This window comes from Streptomyces sp. NPDC107517 (assembly GCF_055582645.1).
Map to the genome: position 1 here is coordinate 553,647 of NZ_JBVJPM010000003.1, position 20,038 is coordinate 573,684.

General features: G+C 72.2%; 16 protein-coding genes and 2 tRNA genes. 11 read left to right on the plus strand and 7 right to left on the minus strand.

Going from position 1 to position 20,038, the window contains the following annotated elements; translation table 11 throughout:
• Window position 1 precedes the first annotated feature (1 nt).
• Both ACZ67T_RS10285 and ACZ67T_RS10290 read right to left on the minus strand, forming a co-directional pair.
• A complete protein-coding gene (locus ACZ67T_RS10285; RefSeq protein ID WP_469982950.1) occupies window positions 2-4,219 on the minus strand; it encodes a PAS domain-containing hybrid sensor histidine kinase/response regulator in 4,218 nt (1,405 codons plus the stop codon).
• 287 nt (window positions 4,220-4,506) lie between these two features.
• Entirely contained in the window at window positions 4,507-4,956 is a 450-nt protein-coding gene (locus ACZ67T_RS10290) for an SSI family serine proteinase inhibitor (RefSeq protein ID WP_469983097.1), read from the minus strand.
• A 240-nt stretch (window positions 4,957-5,196) separates the two neighbouring features.
• On the opposite strand from ACZ67T_RS10290, the gene ACZ67T_RS10295 reads away from it, so the two are divergent.
• Both ACZ67T_RS10295 and ACZ67T_RS10300 read left to right on the plus strand, forming a co-directional pair.
• Window positions 5,197-5,287: transfer RNA gene (locus ACZ67T_RS10295), tRNA-Ser, on the plus strand.
• Window positions 5,288-5,473: 186 nt separating this feature from the next.
• A tRNA-Arg gene (locus ACZ67T_RS10300) sits at window positions 5,474-5,546 on the plus strand.
• Between the two features lie 42 nt (window positions 5,547-5,588).
• On the opposite strand, the gene ACZ67T_RS10305 is transcribed toward ACZ67T_RS10300, so the two are convergent.
• A complete protein-coding gene (locus ACZ67T_RS10305; protein ID WP_469982951.1) occupies window positions 5,589-6,461 on the minus strand; it encodes a GNAT family N-acetyltransferase in 873 nt (290 codons plus the stop codon).
• 32 nt (window positions 6,462-6,493) lie between these two features.
• The gene (locus tag ACZ67T_RS10310) at window positions 6,494-6,679 is read right to left on the minus strand and encodes a hypothetical protein (protein WP_469982953.1); all 186 of its coding nucleotides are present in this window, start codon (window positions 6,677-6,679) and stop codon (window positions 6,494-6,496) included.
• A gap of 76 nt (window positions 6,680-6,755) precedes the next feature.
• Here ACZ67T_RS10310 and ACZ67T_RS10315 point away from each other — a divergent pair, with 76 nt between their 5' ends.
• The 7 genes from ACZ67T_RS10315 (at window position 6,756) to ACZ67T_RS10345 (ending at window position 15,142) form a co-directional block, all read left to right on the plus strand.
• Window positions 6,756-7,733, plus strand: coding sequence for a DUF2797 domain-containing protein (locus tag ACZ67T_RS10315; RefSeq protein ID WP_469982955.1), 978 nt, complete (start codon window positions 6,756-6,758; stop codon window positions 7,731-7,733).
• Window positions 7,734-7,931: 198 nt separating this feature from the next.
• Window positions 7,932-8,255, plus strand: a complete 324-nt coding sequence (locus ACZ67T_RS10320; RefSeq protein WP_469982957.1) for an antibiotic biosynthesis monooxygenase family protein — start codon at window positions 7,932-7,934, stop codon at window positions 8,253-8,255.
• 25 nt (window positions 8,256-8,280) lie between these two features.
• Window positions 8,281-9,210, plus strand: coding sequence for an amidohydrolase family protein (locus ACZ67T_RS10325; protein WP_469982959.1), 930 nt, complete (start codon window positions 8,281-8,283; stop codon window positions 9,208-9,210).
• Window positions 9,211-9,310: 100 nt separating this feature from the next.
• Window positions 9,311-10,060 (plus strand): response regulator transcription factor, encoded by a 750-nt coding sequence (locus ACZ67T_RS10330; protein ID WP_469982961.1) that lies wholly within the window; start codon window positions 9,311-9,313, stop codon window positions 10,058-10,060.
• Complete coding sequence (locus ACZ67T_RS10335) at window positions 10,057-11,535, plus strand: sensor histidine kinase (protein ID WP_469982962.1); 1,479 nt, start codon at window positions 10,057-10,059, stop codon at window positions 11,533-11,535. The genes ACZ67T_RS10330 and ACZ67T_RS10335 overlap by 4 nt, the downstream gene beginning before the upstream one ends.
• Before the next feature lie 26 nt (window positions 11,536-11,561).
• On the plus strand, window positions 11,562-12,899 hold the full coding sequence (locus tag ACZ67T_RS10340) for a bifunctional glycosyltransferase family 2/GtrA family protein (protein ID WP_469982964.1): 1,338 nt from the start codon (window positions 11,562-11,564) through the stop codon (window positions 12,897-12,899).
• Window positions 12,896-15,142 carry an ArnT family glycosyltransferase gene (locus tag ACZ67T_RS10345; RefSeq protein ID WP_469982966.1) on the plus strand — a complete coding sequence of 749 codons (2,247 nt, stop codon included), beginning with the start codon at window positions 12,896-12,898 and terminating at the stop codon, window positions 15,140-15,142. The genes ACZ67T_RS10340 and ACZ67T_RS10345 overlap by 4 nt, the downstream gene beginning before the upstream one ends.
• Here the strand turns inward: ACZ67T_RS10345 and ACZ67T_RS10350 are convergent.
• Window positions 15,115-15,999: an endonuclease/exonuclease/phosphatase family protein gene (locus tag ACZ67T_RS10350; RefSeq protein ID WP_469982967.1), complete on the minus strand. Its 885-nt coding sequence runs from the start codon at window positions 15,997-15,999 to the stop codon at window positions 15,115-15,117. The two genes, ACZ67T_RS10345 and ACZ67T_RS10350, sit on opposite strands and share 28 nt — an antisense overlap.
• 137 nt (window positions 16,000-16,136) lie before the next feature.
• Between ACZ67T_RS10350 and ACZ67T_RS10355 the strand changes: the two genes are divergently transcribed.
• Entirely contained in the window at window positions 16,137-17,645 is a 1,509-nt protein-coding gene (locus tag ACZ67T_RS10355; RefSeq protein WP_469982969.1) for an MFS transporter, read from the plus strand.
• Window positions 17,646-17,730: 85 nt separating this feature from the next.
• Window positions 17,731-18,516, plus strand: coding sequence for a TetR/AcrR family transcriptional regulator (locus tag ACZ67T_RS10360; RefSeq protein WP_469982970.1), 786 nt, complete (start codon window positions 17,731-17,733; stop codon window positions 18,514-18,516).
• Window positions 18,517-18,520: 4 nt separating this feature from the next.
• Here ACZ67T_RS10360 and ACZ67T_RS10365 read toward each other — a convergent pair whose 3' ends face one another.
• Entirely contained in the window at window positions 18,521-18,982 is a 462-nt protein-coding gene (locus tag ACZ67T_RS10365) for a PPOX class F420-dependent oxidoreductase (RefSeq protein WP_469982971.1), read from the minus strand.
• A gap of 46 nt (window positions 18,983-19,028) precedes the next feature.
• A complete protein-coding gene (locus ACZ67T_RS10370; protein ID WP_469982972.1) occupies window positions 19,029-19,847 on the minus strand; it encodes a YceI family protein in 819 nt (272 codons plus the stop codon).
• Window positions 19,848-20,038 lie beyond the last annotated feature (191 nt).

Below are 20,038 nucleotides of genomic sequence, written 5' to 3' on the forward strand. Positions count from 1 at the left end.
CTCAGTTGGTGCCGATCTTCGCGAGCAGGTCCACGATCCTGCCCTGTACCTCGTCGCTCGTCGAGCGCTCCGCCAGGAACAGGACGGTCTCGCCCGCGGCCAGGCGCGGCAGCTCGGCCTCCTCGACGGCGGCGGTGTAAACGACGAGGGGCGTGCGGTTCAACTGGCCGTTCGCGCGCAGCCAGTCGACGATCCCGGCGCGCCTGCGACGCACCTGGAGCAGGTCCATCACCACCAGGTTCGGCCGCATCTGTGCGGCCAGCGTCACCGCGTCCGCGTCGGAACCCGCCCGCGCGACCTGCATCCCGCGCCGCTCAAGCGTCGCGGTGAGTGCGAGCGCGATCTCCTCGCGCTCCTCGATGAGCAGCACACGCGAGGGGTGCTGCTCACTGTCCCGAGGCGCGAGGGCCTTCAGCAGAACGGCGGGATCCGCCCCGTACGCGGCCTCGCGCGTCGCCTGTCCGAGCCCGGCCGTCACCAGGACGGGAACCTCGGCGGCGACGGCGGCCTGGCGCAGCGACTGGAGCGCGGTGCGCGTGATCGGTCCGGTCAGCGGGTCGACGAAGAGCGCGGCGGGGAAGGCCGCGATCTGCGCGTCGACCTCCTCGCGGGAGTGCACGGTCACCGGGCGGTACCCGCGGTCGCTCAGGGCCTGCTGCGTGGTGGCGTCGGGCGCGGGCCACACCAGGAGCCGGCGCGGGTTGTCGAGCGGCTCCGGGGGCAGCTCGTCGTCCATCGGCTGCGGCTGGGGCCGGATCGCCAGCTCGACGGCGCCACCGGGCCCGTCCAGCGGCTCGGGTCCCTCATCGGCGTCCTGGTCGGGGGCCCCGATCGCGTACGAACGTCCGCGGCCCTCCGATGACGACGACAGCAGTGACTGCGGCTGACCGGGCTGGGACTGGCCGGACGGCGTCTGGGGCTGAGCCTTCGGCTGCGCCGGCGACGACGGTGACGGGGCCTGCGGGTGCGGGCGGGCCGCGGTCTCCGGCTGGGTTCCGGCGGGATCGGGCCGGGTGGACAGCCTGCGCCGGCGACCGGAGCCGCCGAGCGTGTGCTGCGTCTGCTCCTGCGGGGCCGCCGCGGGCTGCGGGACCTGGGGCGGCAGCGGGACCTGGAGCGACGGGTCGCCGCCGGCCGACTGAACGGGCTGCGGCCCGGACTTCGGGCCGGACGGACCGCCGTGCGTGCCGGACGCCTGCTTCGCCTGCGGACCGGGCTGCTTGCCCGTGGCAGGGTTGGCCGGATTGGCCGGGTTCGCCTGGCTGGGCTGGTTCGCGCGGTTCGGCTGTGCGGCCGCCGGCGAACTGGGCTGTGGGCTCGGCAGCGGCTGGGCCGTGCCGGGGGCCGCCGCCTGCTGGGGCCGCGGCGACCGCTGCTGCTCGGCGATCTGACGTCCGAAGGGAACGCCCTGCCCGAGCGTTCGTACGCTTATGGCGCGGCCCTGACTCGAGTTGGGGTCTGCCGAGGGGGCCTCGGCGGGCAGCGGCTGAGCGGCGCGGGGCCTGGCACCGTTCTCCTGAGGCAGCGCGGCGCGCGCCGCCGGAACCGTCTGGACAGGGTGCGGCTGCGGCGGAGTGTGGTTGTCGGAGGGGTGACCCTGAGCGGCATCGTGCCGCTCGCCGGCAGCACCCCTGCCCGTGGCCGTGGTCGCCTCGGTGTCGGCGTCCGCAGCGGCGTCCGGCTCGGGCGTCGTCCGGTCGGCCTCGGCGGGCGGGAGCGCGAATACGGTGCGCGCGGCGCTGCTCTGCTCGGCTTCCCGCTCCGGGGCGCTGCCGAGAGCGCGGCGTGCGCGACGCCCGGCGGGGACGTTCTGTCCGGCCTGAGACGCATCGGAAGCCCCGGCCTGACCCGAACCACCGGCAGGCAGCGCGGCCGGCTCCGTGGCGCTCCGGGCCCGCCGGCCCGAGGACGCTCCGACCGGCACACCTTGCGGCGGCACGGTATCGCCCAGGGCGGGGGCTCCGGCTGCGTGTTCGGCAGCGGTCATCACGGACCCCTCAGCGGCACCGGGACCAGCGGCTCCCTCAGGAACGGCGACCTCGGCCGGATTGGGCCGCCCACGCCGACGCCCCGTGCCGGTCCCGGCCCCCGCGGGCGTCCCGCCGGCCGGAGTCTGCGTGGCCTGCGCCGGCAGCTGCCCCTGAGCGCTCCCGGGCGTTCCCGCCGGAGCGCCCGCCTCGGCTCGCCGCCTGCGTCGCCCGGTCGGAGCGGCGGCCTCCGAGCCACCGCCGACCTGCGCGGCCTCGTCGGCGTCCGGCACGCCACCCGTGGCACCGCTCTCCAGGAATGAGTCCACCGACGCGCCCGAAGCCCTCCGGGCCCGCCGCCGCCCGCCGCGCGTACCCGAAGCTTGCTCGGGCAGCCCCGCTCCGGCCACGGCCCCGGCCTCCGCACCGGCGGGACCGGCCTGCGACGCGACCTCGACAGCCGTACCGGGAACAGCCGCCCCGACAACACCCGAAGGATTGGTCGCCGGAACCGCCCCGGCCCCGCCCCCGATCGGCACCTCGAGCACATACGCGCTGCCGCTCATCCCGGGCACCTCGTGCGTCTGGAGCACGCCGCCGTGCGCCCGCACGATGCCGCGCACGATGGGCTCGTGCACCGGGTCGCCGCCCGTGTAGGGCCCGCGCACCTCGATACGGACGCTCTCGCCGCGCAGCGCCGCCGCCACGACGATCGTCGAGTCCACGTATCCGCCGACGCCGCTGGTCGGTACGACGCCCACGCGCGCGTTGCCGGTGGCGTCGATGCCTGCGACGTCCGCGACGAGGTGGGCGAGCGCGGTGGCCAGGCGCGCCGCGTCGACCTCGGCCTCGATGGGCGGGGCGTGCACGGCGAACTGCGCGCGCCCGGGGCCGATCAGCTCGACCGCCCCGTCGACGCCCGCGGCGACGACCGCGTCGAGCATCACGTTCGTACGGGTCAGCTGTGCGTCGCCGGAGTCGAGGAGCTGGTAGCCGAGCACGTTGTCGACGAGCGTGGTCATGCGGCTGTAGCCGGCCGCGAGGTGGTGCAGGATCTGGTTGGCCTCGGGCCACAGCTGCCCCGCGTCGTCCGCGGCCAGAGTGGTGAGCTGGCCGCGCAGTTCGTCGAGAGGGCCGCGCAGCGACCGGCCGAGGACGGCGAGGAGCTGCTCGTGCCGGGCCGCGAGTGCCTCGTAACGGTCCTTCTCGCGCTCGGCGAGAGCGGCGATCCGGTCCTTCTCGGCGGAGAGTTCCTCGGCGTGCTGCTCGGTGAGCGTGGCGAGCTCGGTGGCGTGCTCCTCTTCGGCACGCGCGGTCTGCGCCTCGTGCTCCTCGACGGTGCGCGCGAGCGTCTCCGCGTGCTCCGTGGCGGCGCGCTCCGTCTCCTCGTCGCGCCGGTCGATCTCCTCCTTGTGCGCCACGACGAGCTCGTCGTAGGGCCGCCGGTCGGTGAACGTCATCACGGCGCCGACCAGTTGGTCACCGTCGCGGACGGGCGCCGTCGTCATGTCGACGGGCACCTGCGCGCCGCTCTTCGACCACAGGACCTGCCCGCGCACCCGGTGCTTGCGCCCGGAGCGCAGGGTGTCGGCGAGCGGGGACTCCTCGTACGGGAACGGCTCGCCGTCGGCGCGGGAGTGGAGGACGAGTGCGTGCAGCTCCTGCCCGCCCAGGTCGCTGGCGCGGAACCCGAGGATCTGCGCGGCGGCCGGGTTGACGAGCACGATCCGGCCGTCGGTGTCGGTGCCGACGACGCCCTCGGCGGCGGCGCGCAGGATCATCTCGGTCTGGCGCTGCGAACGCGCGAGTTCGGCCTCGGTGTCGACGGTCCCCGACAAGTCGCGCACGACGAGCATCAGCAGCTCGGCCGCGCCGCCGTAGGACCCGTACGAGCTGTTGCCGTAGCCGTCGACGGCGTCGCTGCCGTCGGCGAGATTGGCGCTCGTGACCTCGACGGGGAACTCGCTGCCGTCGGTGCGGCGGGCCATCATCCGGGTCGGCTTGGTGCGCCCGCGCTCGTCCGTGGTGTCGGGCCTGCGCATCGATCCGGGGATGAGTCGCGAGTCGAACTCGGGCAGCAGATCGAGCAGTCCGCGCCCCACGAGGGCGGTGCCCGGGGCCTCGAAGGCCTCCAGGGCGATGGTGTTCGCGTTGACGACAGTCCCGTTGGCGTTGACCAGCACCAGCGCGTCCGGGAGCGCGTCGAGTATGGCTGCGAGGCGAGCAGCGCCTCGGGATGGCCTGCTGCTCACGACGACGCTTCCTCCCTGATTACCGCACCTTGCCGACCGCGCGAGCCATCTTCCTACGTGGCTCGCGGCATGTCACGGGAGGGAGTCTACGGGCAGAGGTTGTGCTCGCGGCGCCGGATGAGAGGGAGGTCGCACGCGGAAGATGTGCCCTTGGAATGAAGATGCGTGAGGACGAGGCCCTCCCCGGCCGTGCGACGGCGGCGTATGCGTGGGCATATGCCTGGTCACAGGGTGTCCGGCGCCGCGCCGCACCTTGGCACGCTCCCCACACAATGGCCCGCGCTCGTTCACGGACCGGTCGCGGGCAGTACGGGAACGAGCCCCTGCCACCGCGAGATCTCGCAGCCGTCGGTCCTCTTGTACGTGGCGTCGACGGGCCGGCCGTGCCACGTTCCGGTGATGTGGGCGGTCGCGGGGCCTCCGTACTGCATCGTGCACCGGGAGCCCGACGAGCTCGGCGCGAACGGGTCGCGGCCGTTCGCGGACAGCTCGTCGAGCCGCGCGCACGCGTTCGCGGGTTCCGGATGGGTACCGCCCGAGGGCCCGCACTCCAGCTCGTACGTCCCGTCCCTTCCGTCACCCGTGCCGGTGACGGCGACCCGTAGCTGGTCCTGGACGGCGGGCCCGGCGAACAACTGAGGGAGGCGGAGCGGACCTGTGTCGGCGTGGGCGGCGGCGGGGACCGCGGTGAGCGCGGCGGCGGAGGCGGTGGCGGCGAGGGCGATGCGGCGCAGCAACATGAGGGCTCCACGAATGAGTGAGAGAACAAGACCGAGGAACCGCACCGTCCCGAGCGGCTCCACCGCGTCTAACGCCGGGCGGCCCGCGATGTTGCGGTGGCTCGGGGACACGAGGACGAACAGAAAGGCTTTGCTCTCCGGCCTGGACGCCTAGTACCGTGGGGGCCAATTGGTGACACCGCGCGATGCTGTGTCATCATCTGGACGCACCACTCGCGCTCGCGCGGGGGTCGTGCTGGAGGCGTCGCCTAGTCCGGTCTATGGCGCCGCACTGCTAATGCGGTTTGGGCCTTAAAGCCCATCGAGGGTTCAAATCCCTCCGCCTCCGCTCCAAGATCCGAAGCCCCGGTCCTGATGGACCGGGGCTTCGGTGTTTCGGACCCGCAGGACGGTGTTTGCCCAGCTCACAAGGGGTGCGGCAAACGGATTTCACATGACGGCGGCAGTCATGTAATGTTCTTCCTGTCGCCGGGAACGGGCCGAAGGGGCCGGGACCGAGACAAAAACAGAACAAGCACTCGTAGCTTAACGGATAGAGCATCTGACTACGGATCAGAAGGTTGCAGGTTCGAATCCTGCCGAGTGCACACAGATGAGAGGCCCCCGGAGAGATCCGGGGGCCTCTTGCGTTATGCCTGTGCGGCGGCGAAGTCGTACACGGCCCACTCGGTCAGTGGGACGTATCCGATTCGCTGGTAGAGGGCGTTGCTGGTGGCGTTGGCCGGGTTTGCGTACAGGGCGACCTCCTTGGCGCCCGCGGCCAGGGCGGCTCGGGTCACCTCGACCGTCACGGCGCCCGCGTAGCCGCGACCGCGCAGGTGAGCCGGGGTGTAGACGGGGTCCACCCGGACCATGCCGCCGACCGGCGAGGTCATGCCCGCCATGGAGACCGGGGTGCCGTCGGGGGTCTCCCAGAACGTGTAGTGCTTGTCGCCGAAGCGGGTGCCGGCCCAGGTGTCGGCGTCGATGGTGACGTCTTCCCCGACGTCGGCGGCGAACTCACGGTGCCAGCGGAAGAGTTGCTCGCGGTCCTGCCCGCCCACGCGTCGGCCCCGGCCCGCCGGGACCGGCTCCGGTGGGGTGAGCGTGCCGAGGCGGTACAGACGGATCCGCGTGCTGAGTGTCGGCGTCGCGCCTGTGTGCCGCTGCCAGGCCTCGGCGAAAGCGGTGGAGGTGTCGTGGGCCGCGCTCACGACGGGGAGTACATGGCCGAGACCGGCCAGGCGCTCGGCGAGGGCTTCGGCGTCCTCGGGGGCGACGGGGGTGAGGCTCAGGGGGCCGTGCTGAGTGAAGCGGTAGAAGACGGCACGGACCTCGCCCGCCCGCTCCAAGGTGCCGAAGACGGGGGCATGCGCACGGTATGCCTCTGTGCCGAGTGCGCGCAGCTTCTCGGTCGAGGTCAGCGGCGTGGTGTGCAGGGCGGGGCGTGAGCGCAGGAAGTCTCCGGCCCGGGCGAGAAAGTCGTCGATGTCTTCGGTGAGGTGCCAGTCGTACGGTCGCATGCCTCATGGTTTCCGATGCGCTCCCGCCCCGGCTAGAGCGTCAGGAGCCGGACGATCATCCCCATCGGTATGAGTGCGCAGGTCAGGCCGGCGGCCAGGAGTACGGCGGCCAGTGCCTTGAACACCCTTTGGCGCTGGGCCCGGCAGGCGGCGAAGCCCGTGAAGGCGACGATCGCGGGACACGGCGAAGTGATGAGGAAGAAGCCCGGCGCTGCCACGGTCCCCACCCCTGATCACGTCCCCGAACAGCAGGAACGGAGCGCGATGTCAGTGCCCGGGAGTAGCGTCCTGAGCATGACGTGGTGGTGCACCGGGGTGCGGTGGCGGGTCGGGGGCGGGCCGGCGCTGGGGTGGTACGGGGAGGGCAAGGGGGAGCGCGAGAGCCCCCTCGCCTTCGGGGACGTGCTGGCTTTCCGGGCCGTGGGCGGGCGCAGATGTCTCGGGGTGTGGCGGGGCGGCCGGCGTACGCCGTGCCCGGCGGCGGCGGTGCTGCCCGGGCGGGGGACGCGCGCGCAGTGTGCCGAGTGCGCGGGGATCGACCGGGCGCACTCCGTCGCCGCGGACACCATGGCGGACGACCCGAGGCCGTACCACGTGTATCTCGCCTGGTTCGGGAGCGGGATGGTGAAGGTGGGGATCACCGGCGTCGGGCGGGGGTCCGCCCGACTGCTCGAACAAGGGGCCGTCGCGTTCACGTGGTTGGGGCGCGGGCCGCTGATGGCGGCGCGGCGGGCGGAGGAACTGCTACGCAGCGCGCTCGGCGTTCCGGACCGGATTCCGTACGCGCAGAAGCGGGCCGTACGGGCGGCGTTGCCCCCGGCCGGTGAGCGGGCGGGGGAGCTGGCCAGGGCGCATGCCACGGCCGTCGCGCTCGCGGGGTGGCCCGAGACGCTGGAGCGGCTGCCGTGCGAGGTGGTCGATCACGCGGAGGTCTTCGGGATCGAGGGCGCAGTGGACGGCGTGGCCGGCGGTGGGCGGCTCCGGGGCGTGGGGGGCGTCGTGAGCGAGTTGACCGAGGGCGGGGTGGTCGTGGGGACGCTGGTCGCCGCCGCGGGGCCGGATCTGCATCTCGTGGAGCGCATGGGGTCTCCCCTGCTCGCGCGAAGCCGAGAGCTTGGGGAAGAGCGGTGGCTCGTGGTCGACACCCGGCTGCTCGGCGGGTGGCAGCTGGAGGCGTTGGGGACGTCGGAGGGGGAGGCGGCGGACCTGGTGTCCTCCGTGCCGGTGAGACCGGTGAAAGAGGTGCCCGCGCCGCAGGACGGGTTGTTCTAGGGCTGTCCCGGGCTGTTCCAGGAGGAGGCGCGAGGGTGCGCCGGGCTTTGCCGACCGGATGGTCAAGTCTCGCTTCCCGTAGGGCAATGGGGGTGGACACCGTCCGGCGCCACACCGCATCGTGAGGACATGAGTGATCACGGAGTAGCGCCTGTCGGGCCGGAGGGCGGTTCCGGTCCCGCCCGTACCGTCCGGCCCGTGCCCGTCTTCGAACCTCCCTACTACGTCGCCGTGTTCACCTCGGTGCGCACGCCCGGAGACAACGGGTACGCGGCGGCCGACGAGCGGATGTCCGAGTTGGTCAGGGAGATACCGGGGTTTCTGGGGGAGGATTCCGCGGTCTCGGACGGCGGGCTGCGGATCACCGTCTCCTACTTCCGGCACGAGGAAGGCCTCAGGGAGTGGGCCGGGAACGGGGAGCACCGGGAGGCCCAGCGGCGCGGGCGCGCCGAGTGGTACGAGAGGTACTCCCTCCATGTCGCCAAGGTCGAGCGGAGCCAGGGATTTGAGCGCGGAGAGTAACGCGGAGAGTGGTACGGAGGGCGGCGTGGCGAACAGCGCGCCGGGCGGTGCGGACACCGGCACGGCGGGCGTCGGTGAGACTGATCGGGTCGCCCGGTTCCGGGAGCGGCACGGCCTGGCCGGACTCGTCGACGTGCACACGCACTTCATGCCCGAGCGGGTCCTGAAGAAGGTGTGGGAGTACTTCGACGCGGCGGGGCCGCTGACCGGGATGGCCTGGCCCATCGCGTACCGGGAGGAAGAGGCGCAGCGGCTCGCGCGGCTGCGGGAGTTCGGGGTCGAGGCCTTCACCTCCATGCTCTATCCGCACAAAGCGGGCATGGCCGAGTGGCTCAACGGATGGGCGGCCGACTTCGCGCGCCGGACGCCCGGCTGTCTGCACACGTCGACGTTCTTCCCCGAGCCGGGCGTCGACCGGTACGTGCGCGAGGCGATCGAGGCGGGCACGCGCGTCTTCAAGGCACATGTGCAGGTCGGGGCGTACGACCCGAATGACGCACTGCTCGACCCCGTGTGGGGGATGCTCGCCGAGGCCCGTGTCCCCGTGGTCATGCACTGCGGCTCCGGGCCCGCCCCCGGCAAGCACACCGGGCCCGAGCCCGTCGCCCGGCTGCTCGCCCGGCATCCGCGGCTGCCGGTGATCGTCGCCCACATGGGGATGCCCGAGTACACGGACTTCCTCGACCTGGCCGAGCGGTACGGGGAGGTGCGCCTCGACACGACGATGGCGTTCACCGATTTCAGTGAGCGTTTTTCCCCGTTCCCGTGCGCAGAGCTCGCCCGGCTCGCCGGTCTCGGGGACCGGATCCTGCTGGGCACCGACTTCCCCAACATTCCGTACCCCTATGTCCACCAGCTGGAGGCCCTGGAGCGGCTCGGCCTCGGGGAGGAGTGGCTGCGGGCCGTGTGCCACGGGAACGGGGCACGGCTGTTCGGCCTTGACTCCATGGCGTAACCCCTTGGACCGGCGTTCCTGAGAGGCCGCTGTGCGTTTCTCAGGGAATTCACAGGTGGCCGAAAGCCGGTTCTCAGAGCGGGCGCGCAGGGTGTGCAACATGACCGCGACCTCGCCCCAGGGGCGTACCGAACTGCTGAGGCCGGACGGGACCCCCGTCCGGGTCCTCGTCGTGGACGACGAACAGGCGATCAGCGAGCTGCTCTCCATGGCCCTGCGTTACGAGGGCTGGCAGATCCGCAGTGCCGGGGACGGGATGGGCGCGGTGCAGACCGCGCGCGAGTTCCGGCCCGACGCCATCGTGCTCGACATGATGCTGCCCGACATGGACGGCCTGTCCGTGCTCGGCCGGCTGCGGCGCGAGCACCAGGACGTGCCGGTGCTGTTCCTGACCGCGAAGGACGCCGTCGAGGACCGGATCGCCGGGCTCACGGCCGGCGGCGACGACTATGTGACCAAGCCGTTCAGCCTGGAGGAGGTCGTCGCCCGGCTGCGCGGCCTCATCCGCCGCTCGGGCGCCACCGACCGGCGCAGCGAGTCCGTGCTGGTGGTGGGTGACCTGACCCTCGACGAGGACAGCCACGAGGTGTCCCGTGGCGGCGACGGCATCCATCTGACCGCCACCGAGTTCGAGCTCCTGCGCTATCTGATGCGCAACCCGCGCCGGGTCCTCAGCAAGGCGCAGATACTGGACCGCGTCTGGAGCTACGACTTCGGCGGCCAGGCCAACGTCGTGGAGCTGTACATCTCGTACCTGCGCCGGAAGATCGACGCCGGGCGCGAGCCGATGATCCACACGCGGCGCGGCGCCGGATATCTCATCAAGCCCGCAGTGCCTGTCGCGTCATGAGCGGACGGCGGCAGCCACGCAGTCTGCGCCAGCGACTCGTCATCACGGCTGTCGCGCTCATCGCCCTGGTGTGCGCCGTCATCGGAACGGTGACCACCATCGCGCTGCACACCTATCTGTACGACCAGCTCGACAAGCAGGTGCACGGCGCGGTCGTCCAGTCCACCGGACCCGGCCCGGAGCGGCAGGCGCAGAGCCTGAGCTTCCTCGGCGGTCCGAGCAGGCCGGGCACCATCGGCGCCCTCGTCGGGTCCGACGGAAGCGTCACCGAGGCCGCGAAGAGCGTCGCCGACCGGGACAACCCGGTCGTCCCGCTCACGGACGCGCAGATCACCGCGCTGGAGAGCGTGCCGCAGGACGGGGGGACGCACAGCGTCAGCGTGCCCGGACTCGGCGACTACCGGATCTCCTCGAAGCCGGGCGGCAACACCATGGTCGGCCTGCCCGAGGCCGAGGTGCAGGACACCCTCAGCACCCTCATCGTCGTCGAGGTCAGCGTCACCGCGGCCGGTCTCGTCGCCGCGTCACTCGCCGGCGCCGCCATGGTCGGCGTGGCCCTGCGGCCCCTGCGCCGGGTCGCGTCCACCGCGACCCGCGTCTCCGAACTCCCCCTGCACAGCGGCGAAGTGGCCCTCCATGAACGGGTCCCCGACACCGAGGCCGATCCGCGCACCGAGGTCGGCCAGGTCGGCGCCGCCCTCAACCGCATGCTCGACCATGTGAACGGAGCGCTGGAGGCGCGCCAGCAGAGCGAGACGCGTGTGCGTCAGTTCGTCGCGGACGCCAGTCATGAGCTGCGTACCCCCCTCGCCTCGATCCGCGGGTACGCCGAGCTCACCCGGCGCGGCCGTGAGGAGACCGGGCCCGACACACGGCACGCGCTCGGCCGTATCGAGTCCGAGGCCCACCGCATGACCGGACTCGTCGAGGACCTGCTGCTGCTCGCGCGGCTCGACTCCGGGCGCCCCCTGTCGTACGAGGCGACCGACCTGTCGCCGCTGGTCGTGGACGCGCTGAGCGATGCCCGCGCGGCCGGCCAGGACCACGCGTGGCGGCTCGAACTGCCGGACGACCCGGCCCTCGTGCTCGCCGACGGGCCGCGTATCCATCAGGTGCTCGTGAACCTCCTGGCCAACGCCCGTACGCACACGCCGCCGGGCACCACCGTGACCGCGCGCGTGCACCGGCACGGGCCGTGGGTCTGCCTGGACGTGCAGGACAACGGGCCGGGCATCCCGCCCGAGCTGCTCCCGCACGTCTTCGAGCGGTTCGCGCGCGGCGACACCTCCCGTTCCCGGGCCCACGGCTCGACCGGTCTCGGCCTCGCCATCGTGCAGGCGGTCGCGGCCGCGCACGGCGGCGCCGTGACCGTCGACAGCGTGCCCGGCCGGACCGTGTTCACCGTCCATCTGCCGGCCTGTGCCGAACCCGTCGCGTACTCACAGGCGGGCCACAGTCTCACCACACTGGCCTGACAGGGCAGTTGGCGAATGTCGGTGTCATGCGAACCGACTCTTCTCCGGGCACCGACCCCTCCCTGGGGGTGCTGCCTGCACGGGAGCACCTCCCGGCCGGCGTGGGCGATGCACCGGTTCTGGACGTAGTGATCCCGGTCTACAACGAGGAGCGGGACCTCGGTCCCTGCGTGCGCAGGCTGCACCGGCACCTCGTCGGGACCTTCCCCTACCGCTTCCGCATCACGATCGCGGACAACGCGTCCACGGACGCGACCCCGGACGTCGCCGCCTCCCTGGAGGCCGCGCTTCCCGAGGTGCGGAACGCCCGCCTGGAGCAGAAGGGCCGCGGGCGCGCTCTGCGCACCGTCTGGTCCGCGTCCGACGCGCCCGTCCTCGCCTATATGGACGTCGACCTGTCCACCGACCTCAACGCGCTGCTCCCGCTGGTCGCGCCCCTGATCTCGGGCCACTCGGACCTGGCGATCGGCTCACGCCTCGCGCGCAGTTCACGCGTGGTGCGCGGGCCGAAGCGCGAGTTCATCTCCCGCGCCTACAACCTGATCCTGCGCGGCTCCCTCCAGGCCCGCTTCTCCGACGCCCAGTGCGGCTTCAAGGCGATCCGGCGCGATGTGGCGCGGGTCCTGCTGCCGCTCGTCGAGGACAGCGGCTGGTTCTTCGACACCGAGATGCTCGTCCTCGCCGAGCGGGCCGGGCTGCGTATCCACGAGGTGCCGGTCGACTGGGTCGACGACCCGGACTCGACGGTGCACATCGTGAAGACGGCCACCGACGACCTCAAGGGTGTGTGGCGCGTGGGCCGGGCGCTCGCGGTCGGCGCGCTCCCCCTGGACCGGCTCGCCCGCCCCTTCGGCGACGACCCGCGCGATCGCCAGGTCCCGGGCGTGCCCCGGGGACTGGCCCGCCAACTGGTCGGCTTCTGCGTCGTGGGCGCCCTGTCGACCCTCGTCTATCTGCTCCTCTACTCCGGATTCCGTACGTTCACGGGGTCGCAGGTCGCCAACGCACTGGCCCTGCTCGTCTCGGCCGTCGCCAACACGGCCGCCAACCGGCGCCTCACCTTCGGCGTCCGCGGCCGCGACCGGGCCGTCCGCCACCAGGCGCAGGGCCTCGTCGTGTTCGCGATCGGGCTCGTCCTGACCAGCGGTTCGCTCGCCGCGCTCGGCGCCGCCTCCGCGGACCCGGCGCACTCCATGGAACTCGCGGTGCTCGTCGCCGCCAACCTCGCGGCGACGGTGCTGCGCTTCCTGCTCTTCCGGGCCTGGGTCTTCCCCGAGCCGCCGGCCCCGCCCGCGCCCCCCGTACCCGGTGCGCCGGACGCCTCCCGAGCCACGTACGACCACGAACTGAGGACCGGACGATGACCCTGCCCCACCTCCCCGCCGACGCACCCGCGCTGCCACCGCCCCCGGCCGCACCGGCCGTGCAGGGCCAGGGGCACGGCCGCCCCAAGCAGCCCCCGCTCACCCGGATCTGGCGCGGCCGGGCCGACGACCCGCGCTGGGCGCGCCCCGCGTTCCTCGGCCTGCTGCTCGTCGTGGCGCTCGCCTACCTGTGGAACCTGAGCGCCTCCGGCTACGCCAACTCCTTCTACTCCGCGGCCGTGCAGGCCGGGAGCCAGAGCTGGAAGGCGATGTTCTTCGGCTCGCTCGACTCGGCCAACGCCATCACTGTCGACAAGCCCCCGGCGTCGCTGTGGCCGATGGCGCTCTCGGTGCGGATCTTCGGCCTCGGCTCCTGGGCGATCCTCGTCCCGCAGGTCCTGATGGGCGTGGCGACGGCGGGCGTCCTGTACGCAGCCGTGCGGCGCCGGTTCAGCGCGGCGGCCGGGCTGCTCACGGTGGCGGCGTTCGCGCTCACGCCCGTCGCGGCCCTGATGTTCCGCTTCAACAACCCGGACGCCCTGCTCGCGCTCCTGATGACCGTCACGGTCTACTGCGTCCTGCGCGGCATGGAGAACGGCCGGACGAAGTGGCTGGTGTGGGCGGGTGTCGCCGTCGGCCTCGCGTTCCTCGCCAAGACCCTCCAGGCGTTCCTGATCCTGCCGCCGCTGGCCGTCCTGTACGCGGTGTTCGCGCCGGGCAGGCCGCTCAAGCGGATCGGACAACTGCTGCTCTCCGGACTCGCGACGGTCGTCGCGGGCGGCTGGTGGGTCGCGGTCGTGGAGCTGTGGCCCGCGTCCTCGCGCCCGTACATCGGCGGCTCCCAGAACAACTCGTTCCTTGAACTGACCTTCGGCTACAACGGGCTCGGCCGGATCAACGGCGAGGAGACCGGCAGCGTCGGCGGCGGCGGTGGCGGAATGGGCGGCGGCAGCCAGTGGGGCGAGACCGGCATCGACCGGATGTTCAACTCCGAGATCGGCAGCCAGATCTCCTGGCTCCTGCCGGCCGCACTGCTGCTGCTCGTCGCCGGTGTCGTCGTCACGTGGAAGGCGCGGCGGACCGACACGGCACGCGCCGCGTTCCTCGCGTGGGGCGGCTCGCTGGTGATGACCATGGTCGTCTTCAGCTTCATGGCCGGGATCTTCCACCAGTACTACACGGTGGCCCTCGCCCCCTACGCGGCCGCGCTCGTCGGCATGGGCGCGAGCGTGCTGTGGGAGGAACGGGCCAGGTTCACGGCGTCCGCCGCGCTCGGCGGCACGGTGGCGGTGACGGCCGTGTGGTCGTACGTCCTGCTGAACCGGACGCCCGACTATGTGCCGTGGCTGCGCTGGGTGATCCTCGTCGGCGGTGTCGCAGCGGGCCTCGGCCTCGCCGTCGCGGGCCGGCTGAACCGTCAACTGGCACTCGGTGCGGCCGGGGTGGGCCTCGTGGCCGCGCTGGCCGGGCCGACCGCGTACACCGTCAGCACGCTCGACACCGGACACAGCGGGTCGATCGTGACGGCCGGTCCCGCGGGGGCGAGCATGATGGGCGGCGGCGGCCGGGGCGGCGGCCCCGGTGGCGGCGAAGGCGGCATGGGCGGCGGGATGCAGCCGCCCGGCCAGGGCCAGCAGGGTCAGCGGAACGGCCAGGGCCGGCAGGCCGGCCAGGGTCAGCAGGGCCAGCAGGGTGGTGGCATGGGCCAGCCCCCGACCGGCGGCATGCCCGGCCAGGGCCAGGGCGGTCAGGGCCAGAACCAGGGCACAGGCAACGGCACGCAGCAGGGCGGCCCGGGCGCCATGCCCGGCGGCACCGGCACCCTGCCCGGCGGCGCCGGCATGGGGGAACGCGGTGGCGCGGGCGGCGGCGGCATGGGCGGTCTCCTCAACGGCGCCCAGGTCAGCGCCAAGGCCAAGGCCCTCGTCGGGAAGAACGCGGACGACTACACCTGGGCCGCCGCGGCCATCGGCTCGCAGAACGCGGCGAGCTACCAGCTCTCCACCGGGAAGCCCGTCATGGCGATCGGCGGCTTCAACGGCAGTGACCCGTCCCCGACGCTCGCCCAGTTCAAGAGCTACGTCGAGGACGGGAAGATCCACTACTTCATCGGTGGCGGCATGGGCGGGATGGGCGGCGGCAGTGGCTCCGCCTCGAAGATCCAGTCCTGGGTCGAGAAGAACTACACGAAGGTCACCGTGGGCAGCGCGACCTTCTACGACCTGACGAAGCCCAAGAGCTGACGGCTCTTACGCGTCAGCGCCAGATCGGCGACAACCGGGCGGTGGTCCGAGGCGAGAGTCTCGGCCACCGCCGCGTCGCGTACCCGGACCCCCTCGCCCACGGCGACGTAGTCGATCCGCTTGACCGGATCCGCCGCCGGGAAGGTGTTCGCCCCCGGGTCGGCGGGCGTCAGTTCCTTCCACAGCGGTGCGAGTTCGGGCGCGTCCGGCTCAGCGTTGAAGTCGCCGAGCAGGATCTGGCGGTCACTGGGCGACGTACGTTCCGCGGCCATGATCCTGCGCGTGTCGGCGACCTGTGCGGCCCGTACCGAGGGGTCGGACCGGTAGTCGAGGTGCGTCACGAACACCTGGACCGGCACCCCGCGCACCTTCAGCTCGACCTCCCCGAAGCCGGGCGCGGGCGCGGGGACCGGGTTCGGGTCCTGCGTCGACAGGCGGGTGATCTCGTGGTTGACGGCGCCGTGGACCGGATACCGGGACAGGATCGCGACCCCGTACTCGCGGCGCGGCCCTCCCTCCTCGACCGGGTCGAGGCTGTAGATCGGCGCGAACGACACATGCATCCCGAGCCGGTCCGCCAACTCCTCGGCCAGATCCCGGTTCTGGCTGCGGGCGTCCCAGTGGACGTCGACCTCCTGGAGCCCGATCACATCGGCGTGAAGGGCGCGCAGCGCCGTCTCCTGCCGGTCGAGATCGAAGACGTTGTCCATGCCGGAACCGGCGTGGATGTTGTACGTGGCGATGCGCAGCGGGACAGGTGACGGTCCCCCGGCTGCCTGCGCGGGCGGCGCGGCGGCGAGTCCCCCCAACAGCCCGGCGGCGAGCAGAACGTGCGGTGTGCGGCGGTGCTTGGACATCCGACCCCTCACTCATCAGGTTTCAGCGGGAGAACGCTAGCGGGTGTCAGGCGTCGAAAAGTGACTTGGCCGCCGCGCGGGGACGGCTATACGGTGTACGACGTCACTCGACATACACCGTATAGGGGAATCTGGACATGACGGCGACGACCGCCGAGAACTCAACGGCCGCCACCGGCGGCGGCCACCCGCAGCGCTGGCTGATCCTCGGCGTCATCTGCCTCGCCCAGCTCACCGTGCTGCTCGACAACACCGTCCTGAACGTGGCGATCCCCTCCCTCACCCGGGAGCTGGACGCCTCGACCTCCGACATCCAGTGGATGATCAACGCGTACTCGCTGGTCCAGTCGGGACTGCTGCTCACCGCGGGCAGCTCCTCCGACCGCTACGGGCGCAAGAAGATGCTCGCGGCCGGGCTCGTCCTGTTCGGCGCCGGATCGCTGGTCGCCGGACTCGCCCAGTCCACCGGGCAGTTGATCGCCGCGCGCGCCGGCATGGGCGTCGGCGGCGCGCTCCTGATGACCACCACGCTCGCCGTCGTCGTGCAGATCTTCGACGACAAGGAGCGGGTCAGGGCGATCGGCCTGTGGGCCACCGTGAACTCCCTCGGCTTCGCCGCGGGCCCGCTCATCGGCGGCGTCATGCTCGACCACTTCTGGTGGGGCGCGATCTTCCTGATCAACATCCCGGTCGCGGTGGTCGGCCTGATCGCGGTCATCGCGCTCGTCCCCGAGTCCAAGAATCCGCTCGGCGACCGCCCCGACCTGGTCGGCGCGCTCCTGTCCACGATCGGTATGACCGGCGTGGTCTACGCGATCATCTCGGGCCCGCAGCACGGCTGGACGTCCGCGCACGTCGGCATCTCCGGGCTGGTCGGCCTCGTGGTCCTGGCCGCGTTCGTCGTGTGGGAGCTGCGCATCCCGTATCCGATGCTGGACATGCACTTCTTCCGCAACCAGCAGTTCACCGGCGCCGTCGCCGGTGCGATCCTGGTCGCTTTCGGCATGGGCGGCTCGCTCTTCCTGCTCACCCAGCACCTCCAGTTCGTGCTCGGTTACGGGGCCCTGGAGGCCGGTCTGCGCACCGCGCCGATGGCCCTGACGGTCGTCGTCCTCAACCTCACCGGCGTCGGAGCCCGCATCCTGCCGAAGCTCGGCACCCCCGCGACCATCGCCACCGGCATGTCGTGCCTCGCGGCCGGTCTCGCCGCGATCGCTCTGCTCGGCGGGGACTCCTACGGGGGCATGCTGCTCGGCCTCGTCGTGATGGGCGCGGGCATCTCCATCGCCATGCCCGCCATGGCGAACGCCATCATGAGCGCGATCCCGCCGGAGAAGGCGGGCGTCGGCGCCGGAGTCAACGGCACGCTCGCCGAGTTCGGCAACGGTCTCGGCGTGGCCGTTCTCGGCGCCGTGCTGAACTCCCGGTTCGCCGCGCTCGTATCCGTCTCCGCGGCCTCGCTCCCGGCCGCGCTCGCCGCGGCCGAGTCGGGGGCTGAGCGGGAGCGGATCGCCGACGCGTTCTCCTCGGGTCTGGAGACCAGCCAGCTGGTCGGCGCGGTCGCCGTGCTCGTGGGCGGCCTGCTGGCCGCGGCGTTGCTCAGGAGGGCGGAGCGGGCAGACTCAGCGGTGAAGGCCGCGGCGTAGCTGCACTTAGCATCGGTGGTGGCGGACCGGGCCGTTCCGGTCCGCTGCCGGAACCGGGCCGGTACGAGGACTTTGGGAGTGCGCCATGGCGAAGGCAGCCGACCGCGCGGGGCGTCCGGCGCGGACGAGCGTCTGGCTGGAGGGCAAGACGCCGCGTACCCGCAGAAGCGAGGCGCCCAGCACGCTCGACCGGGAGCGGATCACCGCGGCCACGGTGCGACTCCTCGACGCGGAGGGCCTCGCCAAGTTCTCGATGCGGCGCCTCGCGGCCGAGCTCGGCGTGACCGCGATGTCCGTCTACTGGTACGTCGACACCAAGGACGACCTCCTGGAGCTGGCCCTCGACCACGTCTTCGGCGAGATGGAACTGCCCGAGCCCGCGGCCCCGGGCGGCGACTGGCGCACCCCGCTGAGGCAGCTCGCCGGGGTGTACCGCGCGAGCCTGGTGCGCCACCCCTGGACCTCCCCGCTGACGGGTCACTTCCTCAACATCGGCCCGCACTCGCTGGCGTTCTCGCGCCAGGTGCAGCGCATCATCGAGGACACCAGCCTCACCCTGCAGGGCCAGCGGGGCGCGATCGCCGCCGTCTTCCAGTTCGTGTACGGGTACGGGACCATCGAGGGCCACTTCGTGCAGCGCTGCGTGGACGCCGGGATGACCCAGGACGAGTACTACCACCACGCGATGGGCGCCTTCGGCGAACTGGCCCCGGAAATGGCCGAGGACTACGAGAACGCACGGGCGCTGATGGCGGGCACCGAGGGGCACAAGGTGGAGGACATCCGCGAGGCCGACTTCCAGATCGCGCTCGACCTGCTGGTGGCAGGCATCGAGACGATGGTCGCGGCCCAGCGGAACGCCTCGGCCTAGAACTTCACGCGAGACGCGCGGGGAACCCGCCGGTCGCCACGGGCCCCCATCGCTCGGGTGTGATCCGGATGATGGACTTGCCCTGCTTGACCATCGCGGCGCGGTATTCGTCCCAGTCCGGGTGGTCGCCCGAGATGTTGCGGAAGTACTCGACCAGCGGTTCCACCGACTCGGGCGAGTCGAGGACCTCCGCGGTGCCGTCGATCTGCACCCATGGGCCGTTCCAGTCGTCGCTCAGGACGACCACGCTCACCCGCGGATTCCGCTTGGCGTTACGGGTCTTGGCGCGTTCGGGATAGGTGGAGACGACGATCCGCCCGGAGTCGTCGACCCCGCAGGTCAGGGGGGAGGCCTGCGGGGTTCCGTCGGCGCGGGCGGTCAGCAGGAGCGCGCGGTGGCGCGGGCGGACGAAGTCGAGCAACTCGTCCAGGGAGACACGGGTGTTGGTCGCGATGCTGGGTGCCATGCCCAGCACCCTACGACGGTCCGGGCGCCCGTGCTCGAACCCCCGCTCACACCTGCGGCAGCGAGTCCCCCTGCACGGCCTGGATGTCCAGCTCCACCTTCAGCGTCGTGCCGATCGCGGAGATGCCCGCCTGGACGACCTGGTTGTAGTTCATCGCGAAGTCCTCGCGCTTCAGCGCGGTCGTCGCCCGGAACGCCGCCCGGGTGCCGCCCCACGGGTCCGCGCCCGTGCCGAGGTAGCTGAGGTCCAGGTCCACCGGCCGTACGACGCCGTGCAGCGTCAGCTCGCCGTGCACCGTCCAGCGGTCGGACCCGGCCGGCTCCAGGCCGGTCGAGCGGAACGTGATCTCCGGAAACGTCTCGACGTCCAGGAAGTCGGACGTCTTCAGGTGTCCGTCCCGCATGCCGTTGCCCGTGTCGATGGAGGACGCCTTGATGACCGCCTCCACCCGCGACTTCTCCACGTCCTGGGCGATCTCGATGCGCCCGCCGAACTCCGTGAACCGGCCGTGCACGCTCGAAATGCCGAGGTGCTGCGCGACCGCGCCCACCGAGGAGTGCACAGGGTCGATCGTCCACGGCCCGGGCGGCGGCAGTTCGGCGCCGCCCTGCCGGGCGAGGACCACCGTGCCGACGTCGGCACGGCCGCTCGCCGTCACCATCGCCGTGGACGCCGTCGGCGCGTAACCGACCGCCGTCACGATCACCACGTACGGGCCCGGGGTCAGGGTCACCGCGTCGTGCACGGCCCCCTCGTCGTCGGCCTCGGCCCGCAGCACCTGCGCACCTGTCATGTCGGTCACCGTCACGACGGCGTGCGGCAGAGCCCATCCGTCCCTCGTACGGATCCGCGCGCTCAGTCCCATGTTTCTCCCTTGCGCCGGAAAACCGGCGCCGCTCTCGCGGGCGTGTTCGCCCGCCGCTGGGGCCCTCGAATCGATGGCTGAGGCCCCTTTGGTCGATGGCCCGTAAACGGGCCGGACCCCGGTCCGGTGGCGGCCGGCCGTCCCCTGCCGTAGTGCCGCCGCCGGTTCCGGGGTCCTTTTCCCACTACCGG